An 18,171-nucleotide genomic window follows, 5' to 3' on the forward strand; every position below is an offset into this window, starting at 1 on the left:
CCCTGTCTCCCATACGCTTGTCCCGTGACCCCCGTCGATCTCTCCCGGACCGTGCTGCACGCTGTGCGCCGCGCGGTCGACGAGGATGCCTTGCGCGCGCCCGTGCCCGCGCGCGTGCGGATCGAAAGGACACGGCCGGGCGGCAGCGGCGACTACGCCTGCGCCGTCGCGCTCCAGCTCGCCGGGCCCGCCGCGCTGCCCGCGCTGGAGGTCGCACGGATCCTGCGCGACCGGGTCGCCGCCGAGCCCGGGATCGGGCGTGTGGACATCACCGGGCCCGGATTCCTGAGCTTCACCCTCGACGCCGGTGCCGATACCGCCGCCCGACATGAACTGGTGCGCGAGGTGCGGGAGCGGGGGCCGCGGTACGGGCACGGCGACGCGCTCCGTGCGGAGGTGCTCCAGTTCCGGCACGCCCGGGAGGTACGGGCCGCCGTCAGCGCCCACGCGGTGCGCGCGCTGGTCGTCTCGCAGGGGGCCCGGGTGCGGGTCAGCTGCGACGAGGCGTCCGACCCCGACTGGGAGCGGCTCGGAGTCGGCGTCGACGCCCACGGGGTTCCGCCCACCCCGCTGACCGCGATACGGCCCGTGCCCGCGGGTGCGGACGCGGGGGAGCTGCTGGAGCGGCTCGGGCCCGACGCCACCCGGTGGGGGCTGCTGCGGCCCGCCGGGCACGACCGGGCGCCGCTCGGCGACGACCTTCTCGTCCAGGGCGAGGCCAACGCCCTCTTCCTGGTGAGGTACGCCCACTCCCGGGCCCGTTCCCTCACCCGCGGCGCCGCGCTCCTCGGCTTCGACGGCGCGTACGACGCCGACTCCGACGCCCGCCACCCCGATGCCCACGCCCTGCTCGACCTCCTCGCCGACCACCCCGGCGTCCTCCTGGCCGCCGCCCGGCACCGGGCGCCGGACCGGCTCGCCCGGCATCTCGAAGCGGTGGCGCGCGCCTTCTTCGCCTTCCACGACTCCTGCCCTCCGCTCCCCATCGGCGACGAGAAACCCTCGGCCGCCCACCGCTCCCGGCTGGCCCTTGCCGAAGCCGCCGGGACGGTGCTGGCCGGCGGCCTGTCCCTGCTCGGTATCAGCGCGCCCGAACACCTCTGAGAGACCCGAGAGAGCAACACGATGAGCCGATCCGCACACCCCGCCGGGCCCCGTCACGCCGACGTCCTTCCGGAAGGGCACTACACCGCCCCGGCCACCGATCTGAACGTCCTGGACGAGAAGGTCTGGTCCCGTACCGTCACCCGCGACGCGAACGGTGCCCTCACCGTCGGCGGGATCGAAGTCGCCCGCCTCGCGGAGGAGTTCGGCACTCCGGCGTACTTCCTCGACGAGAGCGACTTCCGCGCCCGCTGCCGCGCCTGGGCGGACGCCTTCGGGCCCGGTGCCGATGTCTTCTACGCCGGGAAGGCGTTCCTGTCGCGCGCCGTCGTGCGCTGGCTCCAGGAGGAAGGGCTCAACCTCGATGTCTGCTCCGGCGGGGAGCTGACCACCGCGCTGGACGCCGGGATGCCGGCCGAGCGGATCGCCTTCCACGGCAACAACAAGACCGTCGCGGAGATCGAGCGGGCCGTCGAGGCGGGCGTCGGGCGCATCGTGCTCGACTCCTTCCAGGAGATCGCCCGGGTCGCCCACATCGCGCAGGGCCGGGGCCTGCGCCAGCGCGTCCAGATCCGGGTCACCGTCGGTGTCGAGGCGCACACCCACGAGTTCATCGCCACCGCCCACGAGGACCAGAAGTTCGGTATCGCGCTGGCCGGCGGACAGGCCGCCGAGGCGGTGCGGCGGGCGCTGACCCTCGACGGGCTCGAACTGATCGGCATCCACTCGCACATCGGGTCGCAGATCTTCGACATGGCCGGGTTCGAGGTCTCCGCACGGCGTGTGGTGCAGCTGCTCGCCGAGGTGCGCGACGAGCACGGCGTCGAGCTGCCCGAGATCGACCTCGGCGGCGGGCTGGGCATCGCGTACACCTCCGAGGACGACCCGCGCGAGCCGCACGAGATCGCCAAGGCGCTCAGCGACATCGTGACCCGCGAGTGCGAGTCCGCGAATCTGAGCACCCCGCGCATCTCGGTCGAGCCGGGCCGGGCCATCGTCGGGCCGACCGCGTTCACGCTCTACGAGGTCGGCACCATCAAGCCGCTCGAAGGACTGCGTACGTACGTCAGCGTCGACGGCGGCATGTCGGACAACATCCGCACCGCGCTGTACGACGCCGAATACAGCGTCGCGCTCGTCTCGCGCAGCTCGGACGCCGAACCGATGCTGGTCCGCGTGGTCGGCAAGCACTGCGAGAGCGGGGACATCGTGGTCAAGGACGCGTTCCTGCCGGCCGATCTCGCTCCCGGCGACCTGATCGCGGTGCCCGCCACCGGCGCGTACTGCCGTTCCATGGCGAGCAACTACAACCATGCGCTGCGCCCGCCGGTCGTAGCCGTGCGGGACGGAGAGGCGCGCGTGATCGTCCGACGGGAGACGGAGGAAGATCTCCTGCGTCTCGATGTCGGGTGATGAAATAGTCGTCTCAGGATCCGGACGGGTGGCAGAAACCCCCGTCCGGTGAGTGAGACTGGTCCACACATGAGTATGTATGAGAAACGAGGTCGGATGATGCGTACGCGTCCGCTGAAGGTGGCGCTGCTGGGCTGTGGAGTGGTCGGCTCAGAGGTGGCGCGCATCATGACGACGCACGCCGACGACCTCGCCGCGCGCATCGGCGCGCCGGTGGAGCTCGCCGGAGTGGCCGTCCGCCGGCCCTCGAAGGTGCGGGAGGGAATCGATCCCGCACTGGTCACCACCGATGCGACCGCCCTCGTCGAACGGGGGGACATCGACGTCGTCGTCGAGGTCATCGGGGGCATCGAGCCGGCCCGCACACTCATCACGACCGCCTTCGAGCACGGCGCGAGCGTCGTCTCGGCCAACAAGGCGCTGCTCGCCGAGGACGGCGCCGCACTGCATGCGGCAGCCGAGAAACACGGCCGCGACCTCTACTACGAGGCGGCCGTGGCCGGCGCCATCCCGCTCGTACGCCCGCTGCGCGAGTCCCTCGCCGGGGACAAGGTCAACCGGGTCCTCGGCATCGTCAACGGCACCACCAACTTCATCCTCGACCGGATGGACACGAGCGGAGCCGGCTACTCCGAGGCGCTCGACGAGGCCACCGCCCTCGGGTACGCCGAGGCCGACCCGACCGCCGACGTCGAGGGCTTCGACGCCGCCGCGAAGGCCGCGATCCTCGCCGGTATCGCCTTCCACACCCGCGTACGCATCGGCGACGTGCACCGCGAGGGCATCACCGAGGTCACCGCCGCCGACATCGCGTCCGCCCGCCGCATGGGCTGCACGGTCAAACTGCTCGCCATCTGCGAGCGCGCCGCCGACGGGCAGTCGGTCACGGCCCGCGTGCACCCCGCGATGATCCCGCTCAGCCACCCGCTGGCCTCCGTCCGCGAGGCGTACAACGCGGTCTTCGTCGAGGCGGAGGCCGCCGGGCAGCTGATGTTCTACGGCCCCGGCGCCGGTGGCGCGCCCACCGCCTCCGCGGTCCTGGGCGACCTCGTCGCGGTCTGCCGCAACAAGCTCAACGAGGCCCCCGGCCCCGGCGAGTCCGCCTATACGCGTCTGCCGGTCAGCCCGATGGGCGACGTCGTCACGCGGTACCACATCAGCCTCGACGTGGCCGACAAGCCTGGCGTACTCGCCCAGGTCGCGACGGTCTTCGCCGAGCAGGGCGTATCGATCGATACGGTGCGCCAGCAAGGCCGTCAGGACGGAGGCGGCGAGGCATCTCTCGTCGTCGTCACCCACCGCGCGCCCGACGCCGCCCTCTCCGGGACCGTCGAAGCGCTGCGCAAGCTCGACACCGTGCGCGGTGTCGCCAGCATCATGCGTGTTGAAGGGGAGTAAGGACCCATGACCAGCAAGGGCACCCACCAGTGGCGCGGCATCATCGAGGAGTACCGGGACCGTCTTCCGGTCACGAGCACGACGCCCGTTGTCACGCTTCGTGAGGGCGGTACGCCGCTCGTTCCGGCGCAGGTCCTCTCCGAGCGCACGGGCTGCGAGGTGCACCTCAAGGTCGAGGGCGCCAACCCCACCGGTTCGTTCAAGGACCGCGGGATGACCATGGCGATCACCCGCGCCAAGGAGGAGGGCGCGCAGGCCGTCATCTGCGCCTCGACCGGCAACACCTCCGCCTCCGCCGCCGCGTACGCGGTACGGGCCGGAATGGTCTGTGCCGTCCTCGTACCGCAGGGCAAGATCGCGCTCGGCAAGATGGGCCAGGCGCTCGTCCACGGCGCCAAGATCCTCCAGGTCGACGGCAACTTCGACGACTGCCTGACCCTGGCCCGCTCGCTCTCGGACAACTACCCGGTGGCGCTGGTCAATTCGGTCAACCCGGTCCGTATCGAGGGCCAGAAGACCGCCGCGTTCGAGATCGTCGACGCGCTCGGCGACGCCCCGGACATCCATGTCCTGCCGGTCGGCAACGCGGGCAACATCACCGCGTACTGGAAGGGCTACACGGAGTACGCCGGCGACCGGGTCTCCACCCACGCGCCGCGCATGTGGGGCTTCCAGGCCTCCGGCTCCGCGCCCATCGTGCGCGGGGAGATCGTCAAGGACCCGTCCACGATCGCCACCGCGATCCGTATCGGCAACCCGGCCTCCTGGCAGTACGCCCTGGCCGCGCGGGACGAATCGGGCGGTTTCATCGACGAGGTGACGGACCGGCAGATCCTGTCCGCGTACCGGCTGTTGGCCTCCCAGGAGGGCGTCTTCGTGGAGCCGGCCTCGGCCGCCTCCGTCGCCGGTCTGCTCAAGGCCGCCGAGGAGGGCAAGGTCGACCCCGGCCAGAAGATCGTCTGCACGGTCACCGGCAACGGCCTCAAGGACCCGGACTGGGCCGTCGCGGGCGCCCCGCAGCCGGTGACGGTGCCGGTCGACGCGGCCGCCGCGGCCGAGAAGCTCGGCCTCGCGTAACTCTCGCGTCCGATCGCGGGAAACCCGCTCAACCGCCCCTTTTCGGGGCGGAGAGCGCATAGGAGGCGTGCGACACGCATCGTGCGCCTCCTGTGCGCCCTATGTCGCGACAGAACCTTCCTTCGATAAGCTGTATGCAACCGCCCCGCCGCATGTGCCGCGGTGCGGTGCCGCCGTGGCCGTCGGGCCGGCGATCGGATGTCTCATCGTCCGGCGCCCCTGCCCCGCAGCCGCGACCCGCAGTCATTGCCCCCCCATCACCCCCACCGCCGCACAGCCACACCGCACCGCATCCCCGCTGTCTTACAAGGAGTCGTCCAACCGATGGCCGGTCCCGCGTTCCGAGCTGCCGCCGTCAGGGTGCGCGTCCCCGCGACCAGCGCCAATCTGGGCCCGGGTTTCGACACCCTCGGCCTGTCGCTGGGGCTGTACGACGATGTCGTCGTCCGGGTCGCCGACTCCGGGCTGCACATCGACATCGCGGGTGAGGGCGCGCAGTCGCTGCCGCGCGACGAGAGCCACCTGCTCGTACGCTCCCTGCGCACCGCCTTCGATCTGCTCGGCGGACAGCCCCGCGGCCTCGAAATCGTCTGCGCCAACCGCATCCCGCACGGGCGCGGCCTCGGCTCCTCCTCCGCCGCGATCTGCGCCGGCATCGTCGCCGCCCGCGCCGTGACGATAGGCGGCGACGCCCGCCTCGACGACGCGGCGCTGCTGGAGCTGGCCACCGAGATCGAGGGGCACCCCGACAATGTCGCGGCCTGTCTGCTCGGGGGCTTCACGCTCGCCTGGATGGACGGCGGAGCGGCCAGGGCCATCAGGATGGATGCTGCGGATTCCGTCGTTCCGGTGGTTTTCGTGCCGGGCAGGCCGGTGCTCACCGAGACCGCCCGCGGGCTGCTGCCGCGCACCGTCCCGCATGTCGACGCCGCGGCCAACGCCGGTCGTGCGGCCCTGCTCGTAGCGGCGCTGACCGAGCGCCCCGAGCTGCTGCTCGCCGCCACCGAGGACCGGATCCACCAGGAGTACCGCGGGCCCGCGATGCCGGAGAGCCTGGAGCTGGTGAACCGGCTGCGCGCCGACGGCGTCCCCGCTGTCATCTCCGGCGCGGGCCCCACGGTGCTCGCGCTGACCGAGGAGGGTTCGGCCGACAAGGTCGCTCGACTGGCGGGCGAGGGATGGGCGGCGAACAGGCTCGCCCTCGACGCCACGGGCGCGAGTGTTCTGCCGCTCGCCCCGTAGCCGCATGTGATTGCCGGTGAGTGAGAGGGGGAATGTTTGTTGGAGCCGGTAGTGTTAACCTCAAGTCTGCAACCGACGTCTTTGTGGCGCGTTGCTTCGTGTCCCCCTCCGGGACCACCATTCTTCCGGGAGCCTCCCCAACTGCCTGAGCAGCCTGCCTGAGCAGTTTCGAGCACGCTCCGGAACCGGCACGACACCCCTCGCTCTTCCAGGAGTGGGCCGAGCAGGGGGATCTCGCGCCGGACCCCGCACATTCATCTCTCCGCCGTACCCGGCGGACCACCGCCCCGGCAAGGTCCGCGATCCGCAAGATCACAGACCGCAGTCGGACAGCACAACCGGTCGCCGAGCCAGAAGGCCGACGTCCGCTCCAGGGAAGGACCCTTCGTGAGCGACACCACCGATCTGATGGGCGTGACTGCCGACAAGAGCGTCGACAGCGCCGCGCCCGCCGAAGGTGCTGCCACTGGCACCACCGCACGGCGCCGCCGCTCCGGCACCGGCCTCGAGGGCATGGTCCTGGCCGAGCTGCAGCAGGTCGCGTCCGGCCTCGGCATCAGGGGAACTGCGCGCATGCGCAAGAGCCAGCTGATCGAGGTCATCAAGGAGGCACAGGCGGGCGGTTCCGCCGCGCCCAAGACCTCCTCCAAGGCCGCTGCGGCCCCCGCCGGTACGGACGCCGAGAGCAAGCCGAAGCGGCGCGCCACCTCCAAGGCGCGCACCGGGGACGAGGCCGCCGCACCGGCCGACAAGGCCGACGCCCAGCAGCAGATCGACATCCCCGGTCAGCCGGCCAGTGACGACCAGCCCGCGGGCGAGCGTCGTCGGCGCCGGGCGACCGCGCAGGCCGGCAGCCCCGACACCAAGGCCGAGGCCAAGTCGGAGCCGCAGGCCGAGCAGAAGAACGAGGACCGCGGCGAGGCGAAGGGCGACGCCAAGGCCGAGTCCGCCGCCGACAGCGCCGAAGGCCGCCGCGGCGACCGCCGGGACCGCGGCGAGCGCGGCGAGCGCGGTGAGCGCGGTGACCGTCGCGAGCGCCAGCGCGACCGCCGCAGCAAGGGCGACGACCAGGGCCAGCAGGGCGGCGGGCAGCGCCCGCAGCGCCAGGGCCAGGGCCAGACCCAGAGCCAGGGCCAGGGGCAGACCCAGGGCCAGGGCCAGGGTCAGGGTCAGCAGAACCGTGACAACGGGCCGGACGACGGCTACGACGACGAGGCGGGCGGCCGTCGCGGCCGTCGCGGCCGCTACCGCGACCGTCGTGGCCGCCGTGGCCGTGAGGACTTCGCCAGCGACGTACAGGTCGCCGACGACGACGTCCTGATCCCCGTCGCGGGCATCCTGGACATCCTCGACAACTACGCGTTCATCCGGACCTCCGGCTACCTGCCGGGCCCGAACGACGTGTACGTCTCGCTCGCCCAGGTCCGCAAGAACGGCCTGCGCAAGGGTGACCACGTCACCGGTGCGGTGCGTCAGCCCAAGGACGGCGAGCGCCGCGAGAAGTTCAACGCGCTGGTGCGCCTCGACTCGGTCAACGGCATGGCGCCCGAGACCGGCCGCGGCCGTCCGGAGTTCCAGAAGCTGACCCCGCTCTACCCGCAGGACCGGCTCCGCCTGGAGACCGACTCCAATGTGCTGACGACGCGGATCATCGACCTGGTCGCGCCGATCGGCAAGGGCCAGCGTGGTCTGATCGTGGCCCCGCCGAAGACCGGCAAGACGATGATCCTGCAGGCCATCGCCAACGCCATCACGGTCAACAGCCCCGAGTGCCACCTGATGGTCGTCCTGGTCGACGAGCGTCCGGAAGAGGTCACCGACATGCAGCGGTCGGTGAAGGGCGAGGTCATCTCCTCGACCTTCGACCGCCCGGCCGAGGACCACACCACGGTCGCCGAGCTGGCCATCGAGCGCGCCAAGCGTCTCGTCGAGCTGGGTCACGACGTGGTCGTCCTGCTGGACTCCATCACCCGTCTGGGCCGCGCGTACAACCTCGCGGCGCCCGCCTCCGGCCGCATCCTGTCCGGTGGTGTCGACTCGACCGCGCTGTACCCGCCGAAGCGCTTCTTCGGTGCCGCGCGCAACATCGAGGACGGCGGCTCGCTGACCATCCTGGCCACCGCGCTCGTCGAGACCGGCTCGCGCATGGACGAGGTGATCTTCGAGGAGTTCAAGGGCACCGGCAACATGGAGCTCAAGCTCGACCGGAAGCTCTCGGACAAGCGCATCTTCCCGGCGGTGGACGTCGACGCGTCCAGCACCCGTAAGGAAGAGATCCTGCTCGGCACCGACGAGCTGGCGGTCGTCTGGAAGCTGCGCCGGGTGCTGCACGCGCTCGACCAGCAGCAGGCGATCGAACTCCTGCTGGACCGCATGAAGAAGACGCAGTCCAACGCGGAGTTCCTGCTGCAGATCCAGAAGACGACGCCGGGCAACGGCAACGACTGACGTCGCCTCAGCAGCCGTACCCGGCCGCCCTCGTCACTCCGGTGACGAGGGCGGTTCTGCGTCGTGGTGCGGCGTCGGCGGGCCGCAGGCGGGGGAACGTCAATTCGTACGCCCACTCAGTCGGGTCACGGGTGGGGGCGGTTCCTCTCCCCGCGCGGGCAACTGACGGGCGCCCGGGCCGCGTTGTGCCGCGACGGTCACCTTGTTCACCCTGCCCGTCCCGTGCGGCGTCCGGGACGGCGCCGGGGGAGTGCGTCAGGTCGGCCGGAACCGCGACAGCGAGCGCCACCCATGGCCCCCGTCCGGGTTCGCGGCGGCCGGCCCGGACCAGGAGGGCCCGGCGCGGCGGCCGACCCGGACCAGGGGGCCCGGGACCGCCGATCCGGACGGTCTGAGACTTCAGCCACACCCCGGGCCGCCGGGCGCCCGCCCGGAGGATGGCTGTACCACGAAAGAAACCCCAGGTGAGCGCCGCATCACGGGCAGTTCGCCCGGCGCGGTCCGCGACCCCGTCCCGGACAGGGGTCACAGGCCGCTGTGCAACCCTTCTTGGTGCTTCGACGTCTGAGCAGGAGACGACAAACCGTGCCGAACCATTCAGGGGCGGGGGAGCGGGGAGCAGCGAGGCACCAGGAACGAGGGAGACCCATGAGCGAGCAGAGCAGGGGGACGGGCCGAATACGCGGCTCCGGCAGCCGCCGCAGGAGGCCCTCGGGGCGGCACCGCGCGAAGGTCGTCGCCGCCTGGGTGGTGGCCGGGGTCGTGGTCGCGGGCGGATCGGGGCTCGGATACGCGTACTTCACGCTCAACGGCAACCTCAAGGGTGTCGACATCAACGCCGCGCTCGGCGCGGACCGCCCCGACGACGTGGACGACGGCTCCGAGGACATCCTGGTGCTGGGCTCCGACTCCCGCTCCGGGGACAACTCCGAGTACGGCGCCGACGAAGGGGCCGCCCGTTCGGACACGGCGATGATCGTGCACGTCAACGAGGGCCACAAGGCGGCCAGCGTCGTCTCGATCCCGCGCGACACCCTCGTCGACCGCCCCGCCTGCACGAGCGACGCGTCCGGTGACCCGGTCTCCGCCGAGACCCACGCGATGTTCAACACGGCGTACGAGGTCGGCGGACCGGCCTGCGCGGTGAAGACCGTCGAGGCGATGTCCGGGATCCGCATGGACCACTACGTCGAGGTCGACTTCACCGGCTTCAAGAAGCTCATCGACGAGCTCGGCGGTGTCGAGATCACCACCAACGAGGCGATCAACGACTCCAAGAGCCATCTCGACCTGGAGCCCGGCACCCACACCCTGAACGGGGAGCAGTCGCTCGGTCTGGTGCGCACCCGCAAGAGCGTCGGCGACGGCAGCGACCTCGGACGCATCCAGCTCCAGCAGGCGTTCATCAAGGCGCTGATGGAACAGGCGAAGAACGTCGGGGTGTTCTCCAGCCCGAAGAAGCTGTACGACCTCGCCGACACCGCCACCAAGGCCATCACCACCGACTCCGATCTGGCCTCGGTCCCGGAGCTCACGAGCTTCGCGAACGGGCTCAAGGGCCTCGGTGCGAAGAACGTCCACATGGTCACGCTGCCCGTGGAGTACGACCCCGCCGACCCCAACCGCGTCATACCGCTGGAGGAGTCGGCCCAGCAGGTGTGGACGGCGCTCAAGCACGACCGGCCGATCCCCGCGTCCGCCACCGAGAAGTCGGCGGGCGACAAGGGCGAGGCCGGCCAGATCGTCCGGTAGGGCTGCCGCCTGCGAGGACGCCAGGGGGTGCGCGGACGGTCACCGAACGTGTGACCGGGGTCGGGAATAGGTGCGGCCCGACCCCGGTTTTGGGAGATACGGCCGGTCCTGGCAGACTGGTACGTCGGCCCCGGTTCACGGACGCGCAATCCGCGCGGACGACCCGGCGCCCTCCCGAAACTAGGAGACACCTTGAAGCGCGACATCCACCCCGAGTACGTCGAGACGCAGGTCAGCTGCACCTGCGGTGCGTCGTTCACCACCCGGAGCACCATCGACGGCGGCGCCATCCGTGCCGACGTCTGCTCCGAGTGCCACCCGTTCTACACGGGCAAGCAGAAGATCCTCGACACCGGCGGCCGTGTGGCCCGCTTCGAGGCCCGCTTCGGCAAGGCTGCCGGCTCCGCCAGCAAGTAGCGAGCCACTGCGCCGGTTCTCGGCGCCCTCTCACCGGGGGCGTCGGAACCGGCGTTTTTTCCGGCCGGGCGTCCGGGGGTGCCCCCGGACGCCTCACCCCGGCAGTACGCCCTCCAGCAGGCCCGTAGACGTAACCAACCAGGAGCCCCCGAATGTTCGAGGCGGTCGAGGAACTGATCGGTGAACACACCGGTCTTGAGAAGAAGCTCGCCGACCCGTCGGTCCACTCCGACCAGGCCAACGCGCGCAAGCTGAACAAGCGCTACGCGGAGCTGACCCCGATCGTCTCCACGTACCGGTCCTGGAAGCGGACCGGTGAGGACATCGAGACCGCCCGCGAGTTCGCCGCGGACGACCCCGACTTCGCCGCCGAGGTCAAGGACCTGGAGAAGCAGCGCGAAGAGCTCACCGAGAAGCTCCGCCTCCTCCTCGTCCCGCGCGACCCCAGCGACGACAAGGACGTGCTCCTGGAGATCAAGGCGGGCGCGGGCGGCGACGAGTCGGCCCTGTTCGCCGGTGACCTGCTGCGCATGTATCTGCGGTACGCGGAACGCATCGGCTGGAAGACCGAGATCATCGACTCCACCGAGTCCGAGCTCGGCGGCTACAAGGACGTCCAGGTCGCGGTGAAGACCAAGGGCGGCAACGGGGCCACCGAACCCGGCCAGGGCGTCTGGGCCCGGATGAAGTACGAGGGCGGCGTGCACCGTGTGCAGCGCGTGCCCTCCACCGAGTCCCAGGGCCGTATCCACACCTCCGCCGCCGGTGTGCTCGTCACACCCGAGGCGGAGGAGGTCGACGTCGAGATCCTCGCCAACGACCTCCGGATCGACGTCTACCGCTCCTCGGGCCCCGGCGGCCAGTCCGTCAACACCACCGACTCCGCGGTCCGCATCACGCACCTGCCGACCGGTGTCGTCGCCTCCTGCCAGAACGAGAAGAGCCAGCTCCAGAACAAGGAGCAGGCCATGCGTATCCTGCGCTCCCGGCTGCTGGCCGCCGCCCAGGAAGCGGCCGAGCAGGAAGCCTCCGACGTACGCCGCAGCCAGGTCCGTACCGTCGACCGGTCCGAGAAGATCCGTACGTACAACTTCCCGGAAAACCGGATCTCGGACCACCGCGTCGGCTTCAAGGCGTACAACTTGGACCAGGTGCTCGACGGCGACCTCGACGCCGTGATCCAGGCGTGCGTCGACGCCGACTCCGCCGCCAAGCTCGCCAACGCGTAGACCAAGCCCGCCCCGCCGCCCGTAACCCCGTACGGAGAACCGCGATGAACCTGCTGCTCGCCGAGGTGGCCCAGGCCACCCAGCGGCTGGCCGACGCCGGTGTCCCTTCACCGCGATTCGACGCCGAGGAACTCGCCGCGTTCGTGCACGGCGTCAAGCGGGGCGAGCTGCACCATGTGCCCGACACGGACTTCGACGCCCGCTACTGGGAGACCATCGCCCGCCGCGAGGCCCGCGAGCCCCTCCAGCACATCACCGGCCGCGCCTTCTTCCGCTACCTGGAGCTCCAGGTGGGGCCCGGGGTCTTCGTGCCCCGCCCGGAGACCGAGTCGGTCGTCGGCTGGGCCATAGACGCGGTCCGCGCGATGGACGTCGTCGAGCCGCTCATCGTCGATCTCTGCACGGGATCCGGCGCCATCGCCCTCGCCATGGCGCAGGAGGTGCCGCGCTCGCGCGTACACGCCGTGGAGCTGTCCGAGGACGCCCTCAGATGGACCAGGAAGAACGCCGAGGGGTCACGGGTCACCGTCCACCGGGGAGACGCCCTGAGCGCCCTTCCCGAGCTCGACGGCCAGGTCGACCTGGTCATCTCCAACCCGCCGTACATCCCGCTCACCGAATGGGAGTACGTGGCACCCGAGGCACGCGACCACGACCCGGAGATGGCCCTCTTCTCCGGCGAGGACGGACTCGACACCATCCGCGGCATCGAACGCACCGCACACCGGCTGCTGCGCCCCGGCGGTCTCGTCGTCATCGAGCACGCCGACACCCAGGGCGGCCAGGTGCCGTGGATCTTCACCGAGGAACGGGGCTGGGCGGATGCCGCCGACCACCCGGACCTGAACAAGCGGCCCCGGTTCGCCACCGCCCGCAAGGCCATGCCGTGACCGGCGGCCCGCACCAGCTCCCGCCGGACCCGCAGCTGCCGGGCCCGCACCCGTCAGACCCGTACACGCCATACCCGTACATGCTTGAGGAGGCCGGCTGATGGCACGGCGATACGACTGCAACGACGCGACCGACCGTACGACCGGCCTGCGTGAAGCCGCGTCCGCCGTCCGCCGCGGCGAACTGGTCGTGCTGCCCACCGACACCGTGTACGGGATCGGTGCGGACGCCTTCAGCTCCGAGGGCGTCGCCGACCTGCTGGACGCCAAGGGGCGCGGCCGCAACATGCCGACCCCCGTCCTGATCGGCTCCCCGAACACCCTGCACGGCCTGGTCACCGACTTCTCCGAACAGGCGTGGGAGCTCGTCGACGCCTTCTGGCCCGGCGCCCTCACACTCGTCGCCAAGCACCAGCCCTCCTTGCAGTGGGACCTCGGTGACACCCGCGGCACCGTCGCCATCCGGATGCCGCTGCACCCGGTCGCCATCGAACTGCTCACCGAGGTCGGCCCGATGGCCGTCTCCAGCGCCAACCTCACCGGCCACCCCTCGCCCGAGGACTGCGACGCCGCCCAGGAAATGCTCGGCGACTCCGTCTCCGTCTACCTCGACGGCGGTCCGACACCCGGCATCGTGCCGTCCTCGATCGTCGACGTGACCGGCGGGACGCCGGTACTCCTGCGGGCCGGCGCGCTCTCCCTGGAGGAGCTGCGCAAGGTGGTACCCGACCTTGAGGTGGCCAATTGACCACCCCGCAGGGGCGTGGCATAGCGGGGCAGACCGACACTTTCCGCATCCTCCACGTCAGCACCGGCAACGTCTGCCGCTCGCCCATCACCGAGCGGCTGACCCGCCATGCCCTGGTGGACCGCCTCGGCGACCCGCTCAGCGGCGGGCTCATCGTGGAGAGCGCGGGCACCTGGGGACACGAGGGCGCCCCGATGGAGGCCAACGCGGAGGTCGTCCTCGCCGACTTCGGCGCCGACGCCACCGGCTTCGTCGGCCGCGAACTGCTCGACGAGCACGTGATCCGCGCCGACCTGGTCCTCACCGCCACCCGCGACCACCGCGCCCAGGTCATCTCCATGGGCCACTCGGCCGGCCTGCGGACGTTCACCCTCAAGGAGTTCACCCGGCTGGTCCGGGCCATAGATCCGGCCACCCTGCCCGACACGCGCGACGAGGGCGTCGTCGAACGCGCCCGCGCACTGGTGCGCGCCGCCGCCGCGCTGCGCGGCTGGCTGCTGGCCCCCACCGCCGAGGCGGACGAGGTCTACGACCCCTACGGCGCCCCGATCACCTTCTTCCGCTCCATCGGCGACGAGATCAACCAGGCACTCGATCCCGTCGTCACCGCACTGACGGGCGTCCGGGCCCCCCACTGACGGGCTCGTGCGCCGACCGGCGTACGGGGCGCCCCGGCAGCGGGCACAGCGCCCCGGCGCGTCCTACATTGGATCTGACACCAGCGCACCCCTCCCCAGGCCCGGAGCCGTCAGATGCCGGTCACCACTCCAGCCGCACCCGCACCCGTGTCCGCCTCGCACGCCGTCCTTCCGCAGGACTTCGACGCCCTGCGCCGCGAGGACCCGGAGATCGCCGACGTACTCCTCGGTGAGGTCCGCCGGCAGTCGGGCACCCTCCAGCTGATCGCCGCCGAGAACTTCACCTCGCCCGCGGTGCTGGCCGCCCTCGGCTCGCCGCTCGCCAACAAGTACGCCGAGGGTTACCCGGGCGCCCGCCACCACGGCGGCTGCGAGCACGCCGACGCCGCCGAACGCCTCGCGATCCAGCGGGCCCGCGCCCTCTTCGGCGCCGAGCACGCCAACGTCCAGCCGCACTCCGGCTCCTCCGCCGTCCTGGCCGCCTACGCGGCGCTGCTGCGCCCGGGGGACACGGTGCTCGCGATGGGACTCCCGTACGGGGGACACCTCACCCACGGGGCGCCCGGCAACTTCTCCGGCCGCTGGTTCGAGTTCGTCGGCTACGGGGTGGACCCCGACAGCGGGCTCATCGACTACGGGCGGGTCCGCTCCCTGGCCAGGGCCCGCCGGCCCAAGGCGATCGTCTGCGGCTCGATCTCGTATCCGCGCCACCCCGACTACGAGGCGTTCCGGGAGATCGCCGACGAGGTCGGCGCCTATCTGATCGCCGACGCCGCCCACCCGATGGGCCTGATCGCCGGGGGAGCGGCGCCCAGCCCGGTCCCGTACGCGGATGTGGTCTGCGCGACCACGCACAAGGTGCTGCGCGGCCCGCGCGGCGGGATGATCCTGTGCGGCGCGGAGCTGGCCGAGCGGATCGACCGGGCGGTGTTCCCCTTCACCCAGGGCGGCGCGCAGATGCACACGATCGCGGCGAAGGCGGTCGCGTTCGGGGAGGCGGCGACACCCGCGTACACGAGGTACGCCCACCGGGTGGTCACCCACGCGCGGGTGCTCGCCGCGGGTCTGGAGGCCGAGGGCTTCGAGGTCACCACGGGCGGCACGGACACCCATATCGTCGTCGCGGACCCGGCCCCGCTCGGGGTCGACGGCCGCACCGCACGCGAACGTCTGGCGGCGGCGGGCATGGTCCTCGACACCTGCGCGCTGCCCTACCCGGACGCCCGTGGCATCCGGCTCGGAACCGCCGCGGTCACCACCCAGGGCATGGACGAGGCGGACATGGCGCGGCTCGCCGCACTGTTCGGAGCGGCGGTACGGGAGACGGGCGATGCCGCCCATCTGCGGTCGGAAGTGCGCGAACTGGCCGAGAGGAATCCCCCGTACCCGGGGTAGGCGATGATGAGGCGGCCCTTGAGTGCGGCATGTGGAACCATCACCCGTACCGTGGGGTCCTTGTTCATGAGGCTAGGGTGTGGGGCTGAGATGGTCGGCGAATTCTGTGGGGCAGCCCGTGCGTGATTATCTGCTGACGCTCTGTGTCACGGCCGCAGTGACTTACCTGCTGACCGGGCCGGTGCGAAAGTTCGCCATCGCGATCGGGGCCATGCCCGCGATCCGTGCGCGTGATGTACACCGAGAACCGACACCGCGGCTCGGCGGCATCGCCATGTTCGGCGGACTGTGCGCAGGACTGATCGTCGCGGACCACCTGTTCAATCTGAACGGCGTCTTCGAACTCTCCAACGAACCACGGGCGCTGCTCTCCGGCGCCGCCCTGATCTGGCTGATCGGCGTCCTCGACGACAAGTTCGAGATCGACGCCCTGATCAAGCTCGGCGGGCAGATGATCGCCGCCGCCGTCATGGTCATCCAGGGTCTGACGATCCTGTGGCTGCCGATCCCCGGTGTGGGCACGGTCGCCCTCACCCAGTGGCAGGGCACGCTGCTCACGGTCGCCCTGGTCGTCATCACGATCAACGCGGTCAACTTCGTCGACGGTCTGGACGGCCTGGCGGCCGGCATGGTGTGCATCGCCTCCGCGGCGTTCTTCCTGTACGCCTACCGGCTCTGGTACGGGTACGGAATCGAGGCGGCCGCCCCCGCGACGCTCTTCGCGGCGATCCTGATGGGCATGTGCCTCGGGTTCCTGCCGCACAACATGCATCCCGCGCGGATCTTCATGGGCGACTCCGGATCGATGCTGATCGGGCTGGTCCTGGCCGCGGGTGCGATCTCCGTGACGGGACAGGTCGACCCGGACACGATGAAGCTGTTCGAGGGCAGCGAGCGGCAGGCGACCCACGCGATGCTGCCGGTCTTCATTCCGCTGATCCTGCCGCTGACGATCATCGCGATCCCGGCCGCCGACCTGGTGCTGGCGATCGTGCGGCGTACCTGGAACGGGCAGTCGCCGTTCGCGGCCGACCGCGGTCACCTGCATCACCGCCTGCTGGAGATCGGCCACTCGCACAGCCGGGCCGTGATGATCATGTACTTCTGGTCCGCGCTGATCGCCTTCGGCGCGGTCGGCTACTCGGTCCACTCGGCGTCGATGTGGATCGTGCTCGCGATCATGGGGCTCAGCGCCGTGGGCCTGGTGCTGCTGCTGATGCCGCGCTTCACCCCGCGTACCCCGTACTGGGCGGAACGCTTTGTTCCGCCGCGCTACCGGCGCGATCGCGGACCGGTCCCCTCGCTCGCGTACGAGGAGAAGCCGGAGCCGGGGCGGGGTCCGGAGCAACAGGCGTCCGAGGACCCGGAGATGGCGCGGGAGAGCGCGGAACGGACCCCTGTGGCCGTGGGGGTCTCCGGCGTCAACGGAGCGACCGCCGTCGGTCACCGTTCGCGCCCGTCCGATCGCCGGAAGGCGGACTCGGCGCGTTGACGATTCGGATGTCTCCATGCATTACCAGACAATGTGCCGCCCTGTCCTGCACACACGCGCGGACTAACTCTCACGTGTGACAGTTGGCACACTTTCCAGGTAAAGACCTCATCAAATAGTTTGTGATACCGTTCACGAGACCCGGTGACAGGGCCGAAGGACCCTAGTGACACGGTCCGTTGGCCCGAGGTGACCACTCTCGGACCGGGCCTACGCTCGTCCATGACGACACCATTTGCCCACCCCCTGCAAGCGGAGCTGCCGCCATGCCGTCCAACGACGCCCGGACTCTCCTTCATGCCGCCGTACCCACCGCTGCCGCCGGTGCTCTCGCCGTCGCTGTCAGCGCTGTGGTCGCGGGCGGCAAGGGAGCGATCGGGGCGGCTGTCGGGACGCTGGTCGTGATTCTCTTCATGGGTATCGGCCTCTCTGTTCTGCAGCGAACCGCGAGGTCCATGCCGCACCTGTTCCAGTCCATGGGGCTGATGCTCTACACGGCACAGTTGCTGCTGCTCTTCATCTTTATCGCCGTGTTCAAGAACACGACGCTGTTCAATCCGAGGGCTTTTGCCATCTCGCTGGTCGTCGCGACCGTTGTGTGGGTCGCGGCCCAGGTTCGTGTACACATGAAGACCAAGATCCTTTACGTCGAGCCGGACTCGTCCAAGGGCAAGAAGCCCGAGAACACGGGGTCATCGACGTGAAGGGTAGGGCCGGGATAAGAGCGCGTACGCGATCCTGCTATCGTCCGGTGCCAACTGCGGCACTGCGGGCGCGGGCATCCAAGCTGACGCCTGCTTCATCGCGAGGCTCTGTGCCTGAGCCGCCCCCCCATCCGTAACACCAAGTCCAGTGCCGACCAGCGGCTTCTTGCCGCGCCGACACAACGAGGTTGCCGTACCTATGCGCCACGCTGAAGGAGCCCGCG

Annotated in this window: 15 protein-coding genes; all 15 read left to right on the forward strand. The window is 70.7% G+C overall.

The window, feature by feature from the left end; translation table 11 throughout:
* Positions 1-24: 24 nt before the first annotated feature.
* The 15 genes from nrtL to OG251_RS27805 all read left to right on the forward strand — a co-directional run bounded on the left by nrtL (position 25) and on the right by OG251_RS27805 (position 17,947).
* Complete coding sequence (gene nrtL / locus OG251_RS27735) at positions 25-1,104, forward strand: ArgS-related anticodon-binding protein NrtL (RefSeq protein ID WP_326679675.1); 1,080 nt, start codon at positions 25-27, stop codon at positions 1,102-1,104.
* A 21-nt stretch (positions 1,105-1,125) separates the two neighbouring features.
* Positions 1,126-2,517 carry a diaminopimelate decarboxylase gene (gene lysA / locus OG251_RS27740; protein WP_326679676.1) on the forward strand — a complete coding sequence of 464 codons (1,392 nt, stop codon included), beginning with the start codon at positions 1,126-1,128 and terminating at the stop codon, positions 2,515-2,517.
* A gap of 96 nt (positions 2,518-2,613) precedes the next feature.
* Positions 2,614-3,915: a homoserine dehydrogenase gene (locus OG251_RS27745; RefSeq protein WP_198953519.1), complete on the forward strand. Its 1,302-nt coding sequence runs from the start codon at positions 2,614-2,616 to the stop codon at positions 3,913-3,915.
* 6 nt (positions 3,916-3,921) lie between these two features.
* Complete coding sequence (gene thrC, locus OG251_RS27750) at positions 3,922-4,992, forward strand: threonine synthase (protein WP_266802821.1); 1,071 nt, start codon at positions 3,922-3,924, stop codon at positions 4,990-4,992.
* A 324-nt stretch (positions 4,993-5,316) separates the two neighbouring features.
* Positions 5,317-6,234, forward strand: a complete 918-nt coding sequence (gene thrB, locus OG251_RS27755; protein ID WP_326679677.1) for a homoserine kinase — start codon at positions 5,317-5,319, stop codon at positions 6,232-6,234.
* 387 nt (positions 6,235-6,621) lie between these two features.
* Positions 6,622-8,682 (forward strand): transcription termination factor Rho, encoded by a 2,061-nt coding sequence (rho, locus tag OG251_RS27760; protein WP_326679678.1) that lies wholly within the window; start codon positions 6,622-6,624, stop codon positions 8,680-8,682.
* A gap of 648 nt (positions 8,683-9,330) precedes the next feature.
* Positions 9,331-10,434 (forward strand): LCP family protein, encoded by a 1,104-nt coding sequence (locus OG251_RS27765; protein WP_326679679.1) that lies wholly within the window; start codon positions 9,331-9,333, stop codon positions 10,432-10,434.
* 192 nt (positions 10,435-10,626) lie between these two features.
* Entirely contained in the window at positions 10,627-10,851 is a 225-nt protein-coding gene (gene rpmE, locus OG251_RS27770) for a 50S ribosomal protein L31 (protein ID WP_030915942.1), read from the forward strand.
* 152 nt (positions 10,852-11,003) lie between these two features.
* Positions 11,004-12,080 (forward strand): peptide chain release factor 1, encoded by a 1,077-nt coding sequence (gene prfA / locus OG251_RS27775; RefSeq protein ID WP_326679680.1) that lies wholly within the window; start codon positions 11,004-11,006, stop codon positions 12,078-12,080.
* Positions 12,081-12,124: 44 nt separating this feature from the next.
* The gene (gene prmC, locus OG251_RS27780) at positions 12,125-12,970 is read left to right on the forward strand and encodes a peptide chain release factor N(5)-glutamine methyltransferase (protein WP_073727306.1); all 846 of its coding nucleotides are present in this window, start codon (positions 12,125-12,127) and stop codon (positions 12,968-12,970) included.
* Between the two features lie 100 nt (positions 12,971-13,070).
* Positions 13,071-13,718: an L-threonylcarbamoyladenylate synthase gene (locus OG251_RS27785; RefSeq protein ID WP_073727304.1), complete on the forward strand. Its 648-nt coding sequence runs from the start codon at positions 13,071-13,073 to the stop codon at positions 13,716-13,718.
* Entirely contained in the window at positions 13,715-14,356 is a 642-nt protein-coding gene (locus OG251_RS27790; RefSeq protein ID WP_326679681.1) for an arsenate reductase/protein-tyrosine-phosphatase family protein, read from the forward strand. Before OG251_RS27785 ends, OG251_RS27790 begins: the two co-directional genes overlap by 4 nt.
* Before the next feature lie 114 nt (positions 14,357-14,470).
* Complete coding sequence (glyA, locus tag OG251_RS27795; RefSeq protein ID WP_326679682.1) at positions 14,471-15,751, forward strand: serine hydroxymethyltransferase; 1,281 nt, start codon at positions 14,471-14,473, stop codon at positions 15,749-15,751.
* A 106-nt stretch (positions 15,752-15,857) separates the two neighbouring features.
* Entirely contained in the window at positions 15,858-17,243 is a 1,386-nt protein-coding gene (locus OG251_RS27800) for an MraY family glycosyltransferase (RefSeq protein WP_326679683.1), read from the forward strand.
* A 266-nt stretch (positions 17,244-17,509) separates the two neighbouring features.
* Positions 17,510-17,947: a hypothetical protein gene (locus OG251_RS27805; RefSeq protein ID WP_326679684.1), complete on the forward strand. Its 438-nt coding sequence runs from the start codon at positions 17,510-17,512 to the stop codon at positions 17,945-17,947.
* The last annotated feature ends 224 nt before the right edge of the window (positions 17,948-18,171 follow it).

The organism is Streptomyces sp. NBC_01237 (genome assembly GCF_035917275.1).
Classification (GTDB): Bacteria; Actinomycetota; Actinomycetes; order Streptomycetales; family Streptomycetaceae; genus Streptomyces.